The sequence below is a fragment of the Thermus brevis genome, assembly GCF_026427635.1.
GTDB lineage: Bacteria > Deinococcota > Deinococci > Deinococcales > Thermaceae > Thermus > Thermus antranikianii.
In genome coordinates this window covers 1,933,898-1,949,852 of record NZ_CP102606.1, presented here as the reverse complement: position 1 = coordinate 1,949,852, position 15,955 = coordinate 1,933,898, and the positions used below count along the sequence as shown (strand labels likewise).

General features: G+C 65.5%; 18 protein-coding genes. All 18 read right to left on the bottom strand.

All coding sequences use genetic code 11. The annotated features are described in order from the left end of the window. Positions 1–72 precede the first annotated feature (72 nt). Positions 73–627 (bottom strand): DOMON domain-containing protein, encoded by a 555-nt coding sequence (locus KQ693_RS10560; RefSeq protein ID WP_267261231.1) that lies wholly within the window; start codon positions 625–627, stop codon positions 73–75. Between the two features lie 15 nt (positions 628–642). Beyond that, complete coding sequence (locus KQ693_RS10555) at positions 643–1,086, bottom strand: hypothetical protein (RefSeq protein WP_267261230.1); 444 nt, start codon at positions 1,084–1,086, stop codon at positions 643–645. A 10-nt stretch (positions 1,087–1,096) separates the two neighbouring features. Then, complete coding sequence (locus KQ693_RS10550; RefSeq protein ID WP_267261229.1) at positions 1,097–1,534, bottom strand: hypothetical protein; 438 nt, start codon at positions 1,532–1,534, stop codon at positions 1,097–1,099. 263 nt (positions 1,535–1,797) lie between these two features. Beyond that, entirely contained in the window at positions 1,798–2,298 is a 501-nt protein-coding gene (ruvC, locus tag KQ693_RS10545) for a crossover junction endodeoxyribonuclease RuvC (protein ID WP_267261228.1), read from the bottom strand. Positions 2,299–2,310: 12 nt separating this feature from the next. Further along, entirely contained in the window at positions 2,311–3,366 is a 1,056-nt protein-coding gene (ftsZ, locus tag KQ693_RS10540) for a cell division protein FtsZ (RefSeq protein ID WP_267261227.1), read from the bottom strand. Between the two features lie 30 nt (positions 3,367–3,396). Further along, positions 3,397–4,641: a cell division protein FtsA gene (ftsA, locus tag KQ693_RS10535; protein WP_219759743.1), complete on the bottom strand. Its 1,245-nt coding sequence runs from the start codon at positions 4,639–4,641 to the stop codon at positions 3,397–3,399. After that, the gene (locus KQ693_RS10530) at positions 4,638–5,222 is read right to left on the bottom strand and encodes an FtsQ-type POTRA domain-containing protein (protein ID WP_219759744.1); all 585 of its coding nucleotides are present in this window, start codon (positions 5,220–5,222) and stop codon (positions 4,638–4,640) included. Before KQ693_RS10530 ends, ftsA begins: the two co-directional genes overlap by 4 nt. Before the next feature lie 33 nt (positions 5,223–5,255). Further along, positions 5,256–6,053, bottom strand: coding sequence for a UDP-N-acetylmuramate dehydrogenase (locus KQ693_RS10525; RefSeq protein ID WP_267261226.1), 798 nt, complete (start codon positions 6,051–6,053; stop codon positions 5,256–5,258). Continuing rightward, positions 6,043–7,383, bottom strand: a complete 1,341-nt coding sequence (murC, locus tag KQ693_RS10520) for a UDP-N-acetylmuramate--L-alanine ligase (RefSeq protein WP_267261225.1) — start codon at positions 7,381–7,383, stop codon at positions 6,043–6,045. Before murC ends, KQ693_RS10525 begins: the two co-directional genes overlap by 11 nt. Next, a complete protein-coding gene (locus tag KQ693_RS10515) occupies positions 7,380–8,399 on the bottom strand; it encodes a UDP-N-acetylglucosamine--N-acetylmuramyl-(pentapeptide) pyrophosphoryl-undecaprenol N-acetylglucosamine transferase (protein ID WP_267261224.1) in 1,020 nt (339 codons plus the stop codon). The genes murC and KQ693_RS10515 overlap by 4 nt, the downstream gene beginning before the upstream one ends. Beyond that, positions 8,387–9,445 carry an FtsW/RodA/SpoVE family cell cycle protein gene (locus KQ693_RS10510; protein WP_267261223.1) on the bottom strand — a complete coding sequence of 353 codons (1,059 nt, stop codon included), beginning with the start codon at positions 9,443–9,445 and terminating at the stop codon, positions 8,387–8,389. The genes KQ693_RS10515 and KQ693_RS10510 overlap by 13 nt, the downstream gene beginning before the upstream one ends. Next, complete coding sequence (locus KQ693_RS10505) at positions 9,424–10,677, bottom strand: Mur ligase family protein (RefSeq protein WP_267261222.1); 1,254 nt, start codon at positions 10,675–10,677, stop codon at positions 9,424–9,426. The genes KQ693_RS10510 and KQ693_RS10505 overlap by 22 nt, the downstream gene beginning before the upstream one ends. Next, complete coding sequence (locus KQ693_RS10500) at positions 10,674–11,531, bottom strand: phospho-N-acetylmuramoyl-pentapeptide-transferase (protein ID WP_267261221.1); 858 nt, start codon at positions 11,529–11,531, stop codon at positions 10,674–10,676. The genes KQ693_RS10505 and KQ693_RS10500 overlap by 4 nt, the downstream gene beginning before the upstream one ends. After that, complete coding sequence (locus KQ693_RS10495) at positions 11,522–12,229, bottom strand: hypothetical protein (protein WP_267261220.1); 708 nt, start codon at positions 12,227–12,229, stop codon at positions 11,522–11,524. The genes KQ693_RS10500 and KQ693_RS10495 overlap by 10 nt, the downstream gene beginning before the upstream one ends. Beyond that, on the bottom strand, positions 12,217–13,527 hold the full coding sequence (locus KQ693_RS10490; protein WP_267261219.1) for a UDP-N-acetylmuramoyl-tripeptide--D-alanyl-D-alanine ligase: 1,311 nt from the start codon (positions 13,525–13,527) through the stop codon (positions 12,217–12,219). Before KQ693_RS10490 ends, KQ693_RS10495 begins: the two co-directional genes overlap by 13 nt. Then, on the bottom strand, positions 13,511–14,830 hold the full coding sequence (locus KQ693_RS10485) for a peptidoglycan D,D-transpeptidase FtsI family protein (RefSeq protein ID WP_267262379.1): 1,320 nt from the start codon (positions 14,828–14,830) through the stop codon (positions 13,511–13,513). The genes KQ693_RS10490 and KQ693_RS10485 overlap by 17 nt, the downstream gene beginning before the upstream one ends. Then, positions 14,827–15,090, bottom strand: a complete 264-nt coding sequence (locus KQ693_RS10480) for a hypothetical protein (protein ID WP_267261218.1) — start codon at positions 15,088–15,090, stop codon at positions 14,827–14,829. The genes KQ693_RS10485 and KQ693_RS10480 overlap by 4 nt, the downstream gene beginning before the upstream one ends. After that, positions 15,090–15,950: a 16S rRNA (cytosine(1402)-N(4))-methyltransferase RsmH gene (gene rsmH, locus KQ693_RS10475; RefSeq protein ID WP_219759754.1), complete on the bottom strand. Its 861-nt coding sequence runs from the start codon at positions 15,948–15,950 to the stop codon at positions 15,090–15,092. The genes KQ693_RS10480 and rsmH overlap by 1 nt, the downstream gene beginning before the upstream one ends. Positions 15,951–15,955 lie beyond the last annotated feature (5 nt).

Here is a 15,955-nt window from a genome sequence, read left to right as displayed (position 1 = left end):
AGTCAAGGGTATCTATCCCTTGGTAAGACAATGGGCCTGGAAAGGGATTCCAGGCCCGAGGGGTAGAAGCCCTTAGAAGACGAAGTCCTCGAGGTACCAGCGCTCGGTCTTCTTATGCTCCTCCTTGGGGTCCATCTTTTCCGCGTGGGCCAGGAGGACGATGAGCTTTTTCCCCGGGGTGATCTCCACGTCGGTGGCTTCCCCGGTTTTCAGCTTGCGGCTAAACTCCACCACCCAGGTATCGCTCTCGTAGGTGGCCGCAGCGGCCAGGATGGAGTTTTTCCCTCCCTCCTTCTCGTCGGTTACCGGGGCTCCCGTGCGCTTCACCTGGTACATGTCCAGGGCCACCAGCTTGCCCCCTTCCATGTAGAAGAGGTACTGGTCCGCCCCCTTCTTCTTATCGGTCTTCTCCGGCAGGAAGCCAATGCCGATCCAGCCCTTGCTCTTGCCCTCGAGGGCCAAATACAGGGTGTCCCCCACGATGCTCCAGTGCAGGGTGATGCCGCTTTTCTCGTGCTCGTAGGTTTTGGCGTACTCCCCGCTGGCGATCTTCCCATCCACCTTGGGTGCCTGGGCCAGCGCCCCACTCAGGACCAGAACCAGAAACCAGACGACGCCCTTTCTCATACCCTTTACCTCCCGTTAGTCCCTTATGGTTATGCCCACCACGAAGGCCACCGCCCCCACATGCGTGTGCGCCAGGGCTGCCAGCACAGGGCGGCTTCCTTCAAAGGCTTCCAGAAACCCCCTGAGGCTCCAAAGGCTTACCTCGGCATCCTGGGCATTCCAAAGTAGGTGATAGTAAGCCCCCAGGATGCCTGTGGCCACGGTTACCAGCATCCAGAGTAGGAAGGGGTAGCGAACCCACTTGCCCCGGTGGAAGAACATGAGAAGGGTCAGGGGAAACCCCACCAGGGACACGAAGAAGGGGATGCGGCTTTGCCAGCTTTCCGTCCAGTGGTCCAACACCCAGTGTTCCATGCTGTAGAAGGCAAAGCCCACCAGGGCGATGAGGAGAAAGGTGGACCGCAAGAACTCCAAAAGCCTTTCTTCCTCGGTTTTGGCTTTGATGAGGGCTTCGATCATACCTCACCTCCTACCTGGCCCGGTAGATGGCCAGAAGCCCGGTTACCCCTATGTGGGTAAAGGCCAGGGCCGCCAAGACGGGGCGGCTTCCCGCCATGGCCTCCATGGCAGCCTCAAACTCCCAGGCCACCTCCCCCTCAAAGTTCCAAAGCAAGTGGAAGTAGGCCCCAATTAGCCCGGTGAACACCGAAGCCCACATGGTGAGGATGAAGGCCCACCTCGCCCAGGGTGTTTTCCGGTCGAAGAGCACCCACAAGGTGAAAATGAACCCTGGGATGGCCACAAAGAAGGGGATCTTACTCTGCCAGCTTTCTGTCCAGTGGTCCAGGAGGAGGAGCTCCACCGGATACATCACCCACCCCACCAAGCACAGAAGAAGCATGACCAGGCGGATGAACTCCAGGGCCCACTGGGTTTGGGTTTGGGCGCTTCTGAAGGCGGGTATCACCGTTCACCTCCTACCCACTATGCCGACTGTATCACGGGTATTAGGGGAGGGATGTCCCGTGGGGAATGTCCGCAAATCCACCGGGTGGGGTGGACTTCGGCCATGCAAGAGGAGAACGCTCCCGTCCCTGCTGCGGGAAGGAAGATACTAGCCCCGCGGGCAAGGGCTTGGCATCCGGTGACGGCCCCTGGGGTGCGTGGGGCATGCTTCGCCCAGCCCGGCCCTCTAACCGGAGGGCGTGGGCCTTCGTCCCTGGGAGAGGTCTACAAGGGCTTCTCCGCTCCTAGGCGGGCGTAAAAGGCGTGGGTCAAGGCGATGGCCAGGGCATCGGCCAGGTGGCTGGGCTTTGGAGCCTCCTTCAAACCCAGGATGCCCCGGACCATCAAGGCCACCTCTTCCTTACCGGCGTGCCCGTGCCCGGCCAGGGCCTGCTTCACCTGCATGGGGCCGTAGGCGTAAACGGGAACCCCGGCCTCAAAGGCCGCCACCAGCACCGCCCCCAGGGCCCAGCCCACCTTGTAGGCCAGCTCGTTCTGCCGGTAGAAGTACTGCTCCTCCACCGCCAGGGCCTCGGGGTGGAAGCGGGCGAGGGTCTCCTTTACCCGGGCGTGGATCCGCCCCACCCGTTCCTGGGCGGGTTCCTTGTGGGAGGTCCTCACCACCTCCCCGTGGAGGAGACGGGCTTTTAGAGTACCCTTGGGCTCCACCTCCACCACCCCCAGCCCCAGGTGGGTGATGCCGGGGTCTATGCCCAAAACCACCATGCCTCGAGGTTCCTAGTTTCCCTTTCTAGGGGGGTAGTCCGCATCCCCGTAGCGGATAAAGGCGGGGATGTCGAAGTTATAGGGATCGGCGTGGGTCGGGAAGTCCACGGGCCTAAGCGGCTTGGGCACCACGGTGCTTTCCCCGAAGCCTGCGGCGATGAGGATCACCCTGAGCTCGTCCTGGGCCCGGTCGTCATAGGTGACCCCGTAAAGGATGTCCACATCCTCGTTGCCCGTGGCCTCCCGCACCTGCTCCACCACCTCCGCCGCCTCCATAAGGGAGAGGTCCTCGGAGCCCACCACGTTGAGGAGAAGCCGCTTGGCTCCCTCAATGGAGCGTTCCAGGAGGGGGCTGTGGGTGGCAGTCTTGGCGGCTTCCTCCACCCGGTTTTCGCCCCGTCCCGCCCCGATGCCCATGAGCACCTGGCCTGCTCCCTCCAAAAGGGTTTTCACGTCGGCGAAGTCCACGTTGATGAGGCCCGGAAGATTGATGACGTCGGTGATGCCCTTGACCCCGTGGTAGAGGACCCGGTCGGCGATGAGGAAGGCATCCTTGAGGCTTACCTTCTTGTCCACGGCAGAGAGGAGGCGGTCGTTTTGCACCACCACCATGGCGTCCACCCGCTCCTTAAGGCGCTTGATACCCTCTTCCGCCGCCTTGAGGCGTTTCGGGCCTTCGAAGCTGAAGGGGCGGGTCACCACGGCCACCGTGAGGGCTCCAAGCCGCTTGGCGATATCCGCCACCACCGGGGCGCTTCCCGTTCCGGTGCCGCCCCCCATGCCGGCGGTGATAAAGACCAAGTCGGCCCCGTCCAAGGCTTCGGCGATGAGGTCCTCGGCCTCGAAGGCCGCCTTCTCCCCGATCTCGGGGTTGGCCCCGGCCCCAAGGCCCCGGGTGAGCTTCTCCCCAAGCTGGATGCGCTGGTCGGCCAGGCTCTTGGCCAGCACCTGGGCGTCGGTGTTGGCGGCGATGAACTCCACCCCCACGAGGCCCGCCTCAATCATGCGGTTCACTGCGTTGTTCCCCGCTCCCCCGAGACCGATGACCTTGATAACCGCTCCCTCCATCTCTGCCTCCTCTCCCCAAATAGACCAGAACTAGAACAGGTTATTCAGAATCTCCTTGATCCGCGCCCAAAGACCCTCACCCTTAGTCTTTTCCTCACGCCGTTCCCTCCTTTCCCTGGCCCTCCGGGGCTCGGGTGCGGTGAGGGGCAAAGTGGTGGCGTACCGGACCAAGCCCACGGCGGTGGCGTGGGCGGGGGTGGCCACCACGTCGGTGAGCCCGGAAACCCCATGGGGCTTACCCACCCGCACGGGAAGGCTGTACTGCTGCCTTGCCAGGAGGTCAAAGCCCTTAAGAAGGGCGCTTCCCCCAGTAAGGATGACCCGATTGACCTTGATCTCCAAGGGTCCTAGGGCCTCGTCCACCGACTGGCGGGCCAGGTGCAGGATCTCCCGCAAGCGGGGGCGGATGATGCGGGCGAGCTCGGGGGCAGGCACCTCGCCCAAGGACCCTCCTTCCTGGTTGATCTCCAGAACCAGCTCGGGATCCGCCAGCTCCGGCAAGGCTGCCCCGTACTTGCGCTTCACCCTTTCCGCCTCCTCGAAGGGGATCTTGAGGAGCTGGGCGATGTCCTGGGTCACGTGATCCCCACCCAGGGGCAGGACGGAGGAGTGGGCCAGACGGCCTTCCCGGAAGACCGCCACCTCGGTGGTGCCTCCACCCACGTCCAAGAGGAGCACGGTCATGTGTTCCTCCTCGGGGGACAGCACGCCGAGACCGCTAGCCAGGGGTTGGGCCACCAGGGCCTCGATCTCCAGGCCCGCTTCCCCCACTGCCCGGCGCAGGTTGGCCAAGGGTCCCCGGCCGGCGGCCACCAAGTGCACATCCACCTCGAGGCGCACTCCCGCCATGCCCACGGGATCGCGGATGCCCTCCTGGCCGTCCACCTTGAACTCCAGAGGCAGGGCGTGCAGGAGCTCCAGGTCGGCATCAAAGGGGTAGGCCTTGGCCTGCTCGATGGCCCGCTCCACGTCGGCGGCGCTGATGCTCTGGCCCCGGCGGATGGCGGCCAGGCCATGGCTGGTCACGCTCTTGAGATGGGGTCCTCCTACCCCCAGGATGACCCGCTCCACCTTCACCCCGGCCACCCTCTCCGCCTGGTGGACGCTTTGGCGGATGGCCTCCGTGGTGCGCTCCAGGTTGACCACCACGCCCCGCTTCAAGCCCTGGGAGGGCACGCTGCCCTCGCCGATGATATCCAGCACGCCATCGGGGGCCAGTTCCCCGATCACGGTGGTGACCTTGCTGGTGCCGACGTCCAATCCAGCGATAATCATGGGCTTACACTCACCCCCCAAGAATACAGGTAAACCCTGCCCTTTGGTACGCCCGCCTGGGCATACTTTACTAGAAGCTGGGCTTCCGGGGCAAAGGCCACGCCCTGGGGTGTTTCCACCCAGAACCCGGCGGGCGTGTAGCGAAGCCGGGTAGCCTCGGGGTAGGCGCGGGCTAAGGCCAGGAGGTCTTGGACCGGCAGGGGACCTTGGCCCTCCACCCGGGGGCCCTTGGCCATGGGGGCCCCTCCTGGAAGCACGGTCCCGTCGGTGGCCAAGGCGTTGCCGTCCGCCAGGGGGAGGAAGGGTTCCCGTTCCCTCAGGATCAGGCGAACCTCTCCTATCCGAGGCTTCTCCAGCCGGGCTTCCGCCACCCAGGGATCCCGCCGAAGGCCTTGGAGGCGGTCGGAGCGGATCCAAAGCCAGGGCTCGCCCGCATAGAGCTGGGTGCGGGCGAGGATCTCCTCGGTTTTCAGATGCTGGTTGCCTATCACCACGATGTGTTCCACGGGGAAGAGCACCAGGCTGGCCACATATAAGGTGGCGGCGAGGAGCAAGGCCAGCAAAAGCCTCATCCCCCACATCTTAATCTCCTCCTGTGAAAAAGCCACCAAACCTCAAGGCCACACCTCCCACTCCAGCTCCAGGGGCAGTTCTTCCTGGATCCGCTTTAGGAGTTCCACCACATCCTTAGCCGTGGCTTTCCCCAGGTTAACGATAAAGTTTCCATGTTCTAGGGATACCATAGCGTCGCCCACCCTGAGGCCCTTGAGGCCCCGTTCGTCTATGAGCCTTCCTGCGGAGTGGCCCGGGGGGTTTTTGAAGGCGCACCCGGCGCTTTTCCGCTTGGGCTGGCCCTTCCTGGCGGCGTCCACCTCGGCCATGCGCCGCCTTATCTCCTCCAGGGGGCGTTCTTTCAGCTTCAGGCGGACCCGGGTCACGATGCCCCCGGGGGGAAGGCGGCTTTGGCGGTAGCCGAAGCCCAGTTCCTGGGGGAGGTAGACGTGAAAACGGCCCTCGTGGAAGATCTCCACCGCCTCGAGGGCATCCGCCATCTCCCCGAACCGGGTGCCCGCATTCATCTTGACCGCCCCTCCCACCTGGGCGGGGATGCCGAGGAGGCCCTCGAGGCCGGAAAGCCCTTGGCGGGCTGCCTCCTGTACCAAGAGGGGAAGGAGGACCCCCGCTCCCACCCAGCCCTTGAGGTCATAGGTGGCGAACTCCCCTGCAAGGCGGATCACCCTTTCGGGCACCCCCTCGTCCATTACCAGAAGGTTGGAGCCGTTTCCCAGGACCCGGTAAGGAGCCTCCGTGGCCTTAAGGAGGTCCTCCTGGGTTTCCACGGTCCAAAGCTCCGCCGGGCCTCCCACCCCTAAGGTGGTGTAGTCCTTGAGAAGCACCCGCTCAACCCTCATGGACGAGCCTCCAGGCGAGCTCCGTCACGTCCCCGGCCCCCAGGGTGAGCCAGAGGTCCTCTGGGGTGGCGGTGGCCCTGGCGTAGGCCAAGGCCTCCTCCTTGTCCAGAAAACGGGCGGATTTCCCCAGGGCCAGAAGCCTTTCGGCGATCCTTCGGGAAAGGGCTTCGGGGGAGATGCCCGCCTTCTCCCCCGCGGTGTACACGGGAAGAACCACCACCTCGTGTGCGGAGGATAGGGCCTCGGCAAAGCCTTCCCAAAGCTCCTGGGTACGGAGGAGGCGGTGGGGCTGGAAGAGCACCCGAACCCGGCGGCCCAGGAGCTTGGCGGTGGCCAGGGTGGCCTTCACCTCCGTGGGGTGGTGGGCGTAATCGTCCACCACCCACGCACCCCGCACTTCCCCGATTTTTTGGAACCGGCGCCCCACCCCCGGGAAACGGGCCAGGCCCTCGAGGATGACCTTAGGTTCCACCCCGAAGCTTAGGGCGGCCAAGGCGGCAGCCAGGGCGTTTTGCACGTTGTGAGCGCCAGGGACCTGGAGCCTAGCCTCCCCCAGGGTCCGGCTTTGGTACACGAGCTGGAAACGGCTTCCCGTGGGTCCAAGCTCGGTTTCCTCGGCCCAAAGATCCCCTCCCTCCCCGAAAAGCTTCCTGGGGAGTCCCTGGGAAAGCCTTAGAAGCCTGGGGTCGAAGGTGGGCACCACCACCGTCTTGGCCCTGCTCAAAAAGCCCCGCATGGCTTCCTCCAACTCCTCCAGGCTCGCGTGGTAGTTGGGGGCCCTTTGCCCGGCAGGAGCAATGTGGTCCGCATCGAGGTTGGTGGCCACCGCCACCGCCACCTCCACCTCCTGGAAGAGGGGATCGGACTCGTCCACCTCCGCCAAGCGGGGGCCGAGGCCGAAGCGGGCGTTTCCAGGTAGGAGGAAAAGCTCGCCCCCGAGGAGCACCCAGGGGTCCAGGCCCGCGGCCAGGAGGATGCTGGCCAGCATCCCGGTGGTGGTGGTCTTGCCGTGGGTACCGGTAACCCCCAAGGAGGGTCTTTGCCTTAGCAGATGGGCAAGAAGCTCCATCCTCCTCAGCACCCGCATCCCCTTGCGCCTGGCTTCCTCCACCTCGGGGTGGTCCAGGGGGATGGGGGTGGGAACCACCAGGGTGTCCCCCTCCTGGAGGTGGGCGGGATCATGGCCCCTATGGACCGGGACCCCCAGGCTTTCCGCCCGCCGGCCAGGGGCTAGGTCGCACCCGGTTACCTCTATTCCTTCGCCCAGCAGGAGGCGGGCCAAGGCGCTCATGCCCACTCCCTCGAGGCCCATGATGTGTACCCGTGTCATAGGAATTCCTCCAGCCAATCCGCCAGCCTGCCCGCGGCGCCCTCAGGGGAAAGGCCGGCCATACCCTCCCGGTAGGGCTCGGGGTGGGCCAGGATCCCTTCCACCTGCTTTGCGAGCCTCGCCAGATCCCCAAGCTCCGCCCCACCTGCCTGCCGGTAGGCTTGGGCGTTGGCCGCCTGGGCACCTCCGTCCAGGCTGGGGGAAAGGGGAAACAGCAAGGCGGGCAGGCAGTGGTAGGCGGCCTCCGCCAGGGTGCCCGCCCCGGCCCGGGCAAGGAGGAGATCCGCGGCGCTCATGGCTAGGGGGGCGTCCACGAACCCCGCAACCCGGTAGCCCTCTTCTTCCAGATGCCGGTAGCGCTCCAGCCAGCGCTCCCCCACCTGGTGAAGGACAGGGAGGCCCAGGGGTTTGAGCAGGGGAGGGAGCTTCTCGTTGAGTTCCAGGCTGCCCTGGCTTCCCCCGAGAATGAGGAGCAAGGGCTTGTCCGGGGGAAAGCCCAGCCTGGCCTTGGCCTCGGCCTTGGGGTAGCGCACCTCCCGCACGGGGTAACCGGTGACCCGGGCCTTGCGGGCAAGCCCGGGGGAAAGGGTTACCGGCACGGAGAGGGCGAGACCCTGGGCCATGGGGACGAGGAGCCTGATGGCCAGACCCAGCTTGGCGTTTTGCTCGTGGAGGAGGACGGGAATCCCCTTGAGTTCCCCCACCATGGCCCCGGGAAACCCGGCGTACCCTCCCGTGGAGAGGATGGCCCTGGGCCTTCTCTCGGCGAGAAACCGCCAGGCGGCCCTGAGGCCTAGGAGGAACTTCTGGGCCTCCCTTGGCTTGAAGGCACTCCGGTCCAGCTTACCTGCGGGGATCAAGGCGTGGGGAATGGAGGTCTCGGGGAGGAGGCGGGCCTCGAGGCCCCCTTGGCTTCCCAGGTAGAAGACCTCCCGGCCCCGCTTCCTAAGCTCCTCCGCCACCGCCAAGGCGGGGAAAAGGTGCCCTCCGGTTCCGCCCCCGGTCAGGAGGACCATGGCCCCACCCCCTTCCTGGACGCTTCCCGGGCCAGGCGCATCAGGGCGCCTACGGCGAAGCCGGAAACCAAAAGGGAGCTTCCTCCATAGGAAACCAGGGGGAGAGGTACCCCCGTGACCGGCAGGAATCCCACGGTCACTCCGATGTTCAGGGCAGCCTGCAGGGTGAGGTAAAGGGTAAGGCCCAGGGCCACCAACCCCAAGGGTCCAGGGAGCCTGAGGGCCAAGGCGAGCCCCCGAGCGAAGATCAGGAGGTAGAGCAAGAGCACCATAAGCCCTCCCAGCCAGCCGGTGGCGAAGACCACGCTGGCAAAGACCATGTCGTTGTGGGCCTCGGGCAGGTGCGGCAGGTTGCCCGAAGGACCCTGGCCAAGGGGACCGGCCAGGATCAAGGCCTTTTGGGCCTGGAGAACCTGGTAGGAGGTCTGGGAGGGGCTGGCTTCACCTTGAAGGTAATCCACAAAGCCCGTAAAGCGCTCGGACACATAGCGGAAGCGGGCGAAGTAGATCCCGGAAAAGGGGGCTAGGACCATGGTCCCTGCCAGGCTCACCATGATGAGCCTCCGCCAGGGTACCCCCGCCAGGATGAAGAGGAGGCCGGCCAGGGTTACCAGGAAGAGGGCGGTGGCGAAGTCGGGTTCCACCAGCACCAACCCTGCGGTGAGGCCCACCAGGGCTGCGGCCCCCACGATGGGGTAGTCGTTTCCCTTCCGCCCCACGAAGGAGGCCAGGTAGTAGACCAGCACCACCTTGGCGAGTTCCGAGGGTTGGAAGGCTAAGGGCCCCAGGTAAAACCACCGCCGCACCCCTCCCGGGCCGCTTCCCACCATGAGGACCGCCACGAGGAGAACGAAGGTGGCGGCAAGCAGGAAGCGGGCGTGGCGAAGGAGCCTTGCGGGAGGCAGGAGAAGGCCCAGGATCATGGCCCCAAGCGCCACGCTGATGCGAAGGAGATGGTTGGGAAGGAGGGTTGGCTCGGCCACCCCCACGCCCAGGAGGCCGAAGGCCATGAGGAGAAGGGCGCTTAAGAGGAGGATGGGATCCATGGCTCACCTCCTAGGGCGTAGACCGCTTCCCGGAAGGCCTGGGCGCGGTCCTGGTAGTCCCTGAACTGATCGAAGCTGGCGGCCAGGGGTGCCAGGAGGACGCTTCCCCGTTCGAGGCGCTTTAAGGCCTCGGCCACCGCTTGCCGTAGGGCGGCCCGTCCATCGGTCTGGGGGAGGACCACCACCTCCACCCCATCCCCTAAGGCCTCGGCCATCTTGGGGCCATCCCGGCCGATGGCCAAAACCACCCGCACCCGGGAAAGGAGGGGGCGTAGGGGCTCGAGGTCGGCTCCCTTGTCCTCCCCACCCAGGATCCAGGCGATGGGCGCCGGGGCAGCCTCCAGGGCAGCGGCCACCGAGGGAGTGCGGGTGGCGATGGAATCATCGATGAAAACCACCTCCCCCTTCCGGGCAAAGATCTGGAAGCGATGGGGAGGGGAGGGGAGGGTTTTTAAGCTTTCTTGAAGAAGATCGGTGTTCAAGGGGCGGCCCAGGAGTTCCAGGTAGGCCCGGGTCGCCTCGAGGGCCGCCCTCAGGTTGGTTTCCCTGGGGGAGTTCCCCGGGGTAAAGGGGTAGAGCCGGACGGGGGAGGCCAGGGCCGCTTGCCGCACCTTGGGGTCCCCTTCGTTGTAGACCAGGGCGTCCTCGGGGGTGAGGTTCTTGAGAAGGTTCAACTTGGCCTGGTGGTAGGCCTCCACGCTTCCGTGCCGGTCCAGGTGGTCCACCCCAAGGTTGAGGAGAATTGCTACCCGGGGGCGGAAGGCGTGGATCCTTTCCAGCTGGAAGCTGGAAAGCTCGGCCACCGCCACCTCAGCCTCGTCCACCACGCTTACCAAGGGGGGATCCACGTTGCCCCCCTCGAGGGCCTTAAGCCCCTGCCCCCTAAGGAGATGGGCGGTGAAGAGGGTGGTGGAGGTTTTGCCGGCGGTGCCGGTGATGCCGATGATGGGGGTGGGGGAGAGACGGTAGGCCAGCTCCGCTTCCCCAAGGATCAGGGCCCCGCGGGCCTTCAGGGCCTCGAGATGGGGGTGGGAGAGGGGTACCCCGGGGGCGGCCACCACCTCCGGGTAGTCCCCCTCCAGGTTCCAGTCCGGAGTAAAGCCCAGGCTCAAAGCCTCCTGCACCTCTATTTCCTTGGGACGGTCGTCGTAGAAGCGGGCGGGGAGTTCCCGCTTCCTCAAGAAGCGCAGCACTCCAAGCCCGCTTCGTCCCAGCCCATAGACCAGGATCATGCTCCTCCCCCCAGGCTGAAGGCCAAGGCCGTGGCCAAGGCGGTGAGGACGGTGAAGCGGAAGACGATCTTGCTTTCCTCCCATCCGGAAAGCTCCAGGTGGTGGTGTAGGGGGCTCATGCGCAGAAGGCGCTTCCCCGTCCTCCGGAAGTAGAGGACCTGAACCACCACGGAGAGCACCTCCAGTACAGGGATGATGCCTGCCAAGGGCAGAAGCCAAAGCTTTCCCGTAAGGGTGAAAAGCCCGGCCAGCATGGCCCCCAGGGCCTGGCTTCCCGTGTCCCCCATGAAGACCTTGGCCCGGGGGGCGTTGTGCCAGAGGAATCCCAGGAGGGCGCCTAGGAGGGTTTGGGCGAAGGGGTAAGGGTAAAAGGGAAGGAGGAGCACGGCGGCGATGCTGGCTAAAAGCCCATCCAGGCCATCCGTGAAGTTGAAGGCATTGGCCGCGCCCACCACCGCCAGGAGGATAAGGAGCACATCCGCGAGGGGCCAGGGAGTGTAGGCCACCTGCCGCACTGCCCAAAGGGCAAAGATCAGGGCCATGAGGGTCTGCAGGGCGAGTTTCTCGCGGGCCCTTAGGGGCCGGGCGAGGCTTCCCCCCAGATCGTCCAAAAGCCCCAGGAGGGCGAAGCCCAGGCCCAGGAGCCAAAGGCCGGCGAACCCGTCCCGCCCTATCAGGCTGTAGGCCAGAAAGCCCGCCAGGAGGAAGGCCACACCCCCCATGCTGGGGGTACCCTGTTTGACCAGGTGGCTTTGGGGTCCGTCGGTACGCACCTTTTTGCCCAGGCCCAGGCTTCTCATGAACACGATCCAGACTGCGGTGAGGAGCCAGGAGAGGAGAAGGGCTAGGGCCATACCACCTCCTTGCAGGAAACCACCCGCCTGCCCGGGGTGAGGTAGAGGGTTTCTCCCCAGGCGGCAAAGTCCTGGGCCTCCGCCACCGGTTTGGCTCCCTCGGGCCGCACCAAGTAGACCCAGCCCTCCATGAGGGCTACCACCCCGCAGGCCCCGGCCTGGGCTTTGCGGACAACCTGGGGCAGGGGAAGGAGGAGGCCTTCCGGGTAGAAGTAGGCTTCCTGGCCCAGGGCCACCGCCCCGGTGTCCGAAGCCACCACCTGGGAGAAAGCCCCCGGGCGGAGAAGGGTGGTTTCCTGGTAAAGCCCCTTTTCTCCTACCCAGAAGAGCCCTTCTTGGCCCCAGGCGGCGTCCTGGGCGGGGTAGGGGAGAAATCCTTCCTCCGTGTACATGCCTTCTCCTAGCCCCACCACCACTTTCCCTGAAGAGGCCCTAAGAAATCGCGGGATGCCTGGCAGGGGAAGGCTTTGCCAATGGCCATCCCGGTAGATGAGAAGCTGGTACGGATAGGCGGCATAGAGGCTTTGCTGGTCAGCATCCAGCAAGAGGGGAGGTCCTGGCAGGGCCACGGAGAAGCGGCCCGTCACCCATCCTCCCTCGGCAAAGCCGCCCGGGTAAGGAAGCACAGGGGTGGTGGCCTGGAGGGGGGCACAGGCGCCGAGGAGGGCGAGAAGGGGCAGGGCGTTCAGGCGTCCCATAGCTCCAGAATCCTTTCCAGGCCCACGCTCCTCGAGGCCTTTAGGTAGACTAGGTCACCAGGCTGAACCCGTTCCTTGAGCCAACCTACGGCTTCCTCGAGGCCTTCCACCGCTTCCCCGCCTAAGGAGGCCTGGTCCTTGGCGTAGGGGCCCAGGTACAGGGGCTTAAGGCCCAACCGGGCTGCTTCCTTGGCCACCTCCAGGTGAAGCCTTAGGGCTTCCTCTCCCAGTTCCCGCATCTCCCCCAGGACCACCCACTTCCTGCCGGGTTGCAGGGCCAGCCAGGCCAAGCCCGCTTTCACCGAAAGGGGGTTGGCGTTGTACGCGTCGTTCAAGAACACCACCCCATCCTTTTCCCGCCGCTCCATCCGCCCCGGGGGAAGCACCAGGTGGGCTAGCCTCTCCGCCACTTCCTTGGGATCCAGGCCCAGCATCTCCGCCACCCCCAAGGCGGCCAAGGCGGCCAGGGCCGGGCCCATGCCGGGGTAGGGGATATGGACCTCGAGGGCCCCGTAGCGGAAGCGGGTTTCGTGAAGGAGAAGCCTCAGGTCCTCTCCCCGGAAGGTGGCCTCGCCAAAGCCGTAAGTGGGGAAGCCCCGGCCCAGGCCAAAGCGCTCCAGGACCTCGGCCGCCTGGAGGCTCACCAGGGCCTGGGGGGCGGACAGCAGGCCTGCTTCTTCCTCCACCACTCCCTCGAGGCTGCCGAAGGCTTCCAGGTGTTCCTCTCCCAAGGCGGTGAGCACCGCAAGGTGCGGCCTGGCCAGGCCCATGAGCTCGGCCATCTCGCCCACCCGATCCACCCCGAGCTCCACCACGCAGCCCGGGGCCTGGGGATCCAGCCTCAGGAGAAAGCGGGCGAGAGGCGGAGCCGTGTTCTGGTTGCCCGGAGGAGCGGGGAACCCCAGGCCTTGGGCCAGGGCTTCCTTAGTGGTGGTTTTACCCGAGCTGCCTCCCACCGCCACCACTTGGCCAGGAAAGAGCTCCCGCAAGGCCCTTCCCAGGCGGAGAAGGGCTTGGTGGGTGTCCGCCACCTCCACCGTGGCGGGTCCCGGACGGTCGGAGAGGACCAGGTGGGCCCCTTTGGCCCGGGCTTCGTCCACGTACTCCCGTCCGTGGGCCCGTTTCCCGGGCAAGGCCACGAAGAGACTGCCGGGGGTGGTCTCGCGGCTATCCCAGTGGAGGTCGCGCACGGGTTTTCCCCCAGGGTGAAGCCTTCCCCCGGTGGCCCTGGCCACCCACTCCGGCGTTACTTCCCTAACATGATGAAGATACACAAGCCACTCACCGCCCTTCAGCATAGGGGGGTACGCCCCGGTACGCCAAGAGCCCGGCGGCCACCTCCCGGAAGATGGGGGCGGCCACCAGGCTACCGTGGATCTCTCCTTTGGGATAGTGGACGGCCACCACCACGGTGTAGAGGGGTTCATCCCCGGGCACGAAGCCGGCAAACCAAGCGGTGAAGACCTCCTGGGAATACCTTCCGTTTACCACCACCTGGGCGGTTCCGGTCTTGCCCGCCAAGGGGTACCCTGCCAGGGAGGCACGGGGAGCAAGGCCTTCCTGCAGGGCTTGGCGGATGGCCCTGGCGGTGGCTGGGGAGAAGACCCGCTCCGCCTGACCTTCCTGCTGGATGAAGAGCCTGGGTGGGCGGTAGAGGCCGTCCACCAGGGCGTTGAAGGCAGCGGTGAGGTGAAGGGGGGTAATGAGGAAGCCCTGGCCGAAGGTGTGGTTGGCGTAGGCGGCGGGGCTCCAGGTACGGGGAGGGGTAACGATTGGGCTAGCCACCCTTACCCCGGGCAGGAGGGTGGGGTCGGTGAGGTGTAGTCGTTCCATATAACGGTAAAACACCTGCTTGGGCATCGCCTCGGCCAGCAGGCTGATGCCCACGTTAGAGGAATAGCGAAGCACCTCGGCCAAGGTGAGGACAGGAGGGTGGGGAACAGCATCCTTGATGGTCCATTCATCCACCACCCGTTGCATGGGGGCTTCCACGCGGGTGGTGAGGCTGGCTGCTCCTTCCTCCAGGAGCATGGCGGCGGTGAGGGCCTTCATGGTGGAGCCGGGCTCCAGGGGTACGAGAAAGGCGTGGTTCCGCCAGGAGATGTCCCGGTTGGGATCCCCCCTGGGGGCTAGGGGATCAAAGGCTGGCCCGTTGGCCACGGCCCTGAGGTTGCCTTCCCGGTCCATGACCAGCAGGGTGCCAAAGGCTCCCCGGCTTCGCGCCAGGCCCTCCCAGAGGGCCTTCTCCGCCAGGGCTTGGATCCAGGGGTCCAGGGTGAGGGTGAAGGAGCGGCCCGCCTCCAGGGCCCCGTTCAAATCCCGCTCCAGCCCCTCAAGCCCCTTCCCCGTGCCCCGTTCCCCGAAGCCCAGGAGCTGGCTGGCGCTTTTTCCCAGGGGGTAGTAGCGCCCTTCCTCGAGGTCCAGGGCCAAGGGGGTGCCATCCTGGGCATACAGGGTGCCTCGAGGGGGAGCGGCGGGAGGCAAGGGAGCGGAGAGCCTTGGAGGGCGGGCGATCAGGCTGTAAAGGCCCAAACCGAAGAGGACCACCCAGAGGGCGAACCCCAGAAAAACCCAGGAGACCCGGCTTACCCCTACGGTCACTCCGCCCACCTCCCTAGGCTCATGGGCACGAACCCCTTTTCCTTGGCCCAGGAAAGCACCCGGTGGGGCTCGGTGGCCTGCCACCTTTCCTTGAGCAAGGCTTCCTCCCGGGCTTTTAACCTGGCGAGCTCCTCTTCCATCTTGGCCAGGTGCGCCTTCTCCATTTGGTTGCGGTGGCCCACGGCGAAGACCAAGAGAAGGGCTAAGAGGTAGAGGAGGCCGAAGCGAAGGGTTGTGCCCAGGCTTCCCTGGCGGTGCATCAGGCCACCTCCTTCTCCGCCGCCCTGAGCTTGGCGCTACGGGACCTGGGGTTCTTCGCCACCTCCTCTGGGCTTGGGGTGATGGGCTTTTTGGTGAGTACCTTGAGGCTGCTTTCCTTCAGGAAACGCTTCACCACCCGGTCTTCCAGGGAGTGGAAGGTGATGACCAGAAGCCTCCCTCCAGGGGCCAAAACCTCCTCGGCTTGCCTGAGGAACTCCTCCAGGGCACCCAGCTCGTCGTTCACGTACATCCGGATGGCCTGGAAGGTTTTACGGGCCGGGTGTCCCGCCTTCCGGAAGCCCACCGCCTGTCGCACCACCTCGGCCAGCTCCAAAGTGGTGCGGATGGGGGCTTTCCGCCTTCTCTCCACGATGGCCTTGGCGATGCGGTGGGCCTGCTTCTCCTCCCCCAGGTCCCGCAGGATCCGCCGGAGGTCTTCCAAGGGAAGGGTGTTCACCACCTCGTAGGCGGTGGGGCCCTCCTCCCCCATGCGCATGTCCAGGGGGCCTTCCCTCTGGTAGCTGAAGCCCCGCTTGGGGTCCTCCAGGTGGAAGCTGCTCACCCCTAGATCCGCCAGGATGCCCGCCACCTGGCTAACCCCTGCCTCCTGGAGGACCTCCTTTAGATGGCGGAAGTTCCGCTGAAAAACCCTGAGCCCAGGGAGCCCCAGGGCCCTTGCCCGGGCCACGGCCTCGGGGTCCTGGTCCAGGCCGATGACCAGGCCTCCGCGTTCCAAGATGCCCTTGGTGTGCCCAGCCCCCCCTAAGGTAGCGTCCACGTACACCTGCCCCGGGCGGACTTGCAGGAGGTTTAGAACTTCTTCGTAAAGAACGGGAATGTGCTCGGTAATGGCGTTCATAGTCT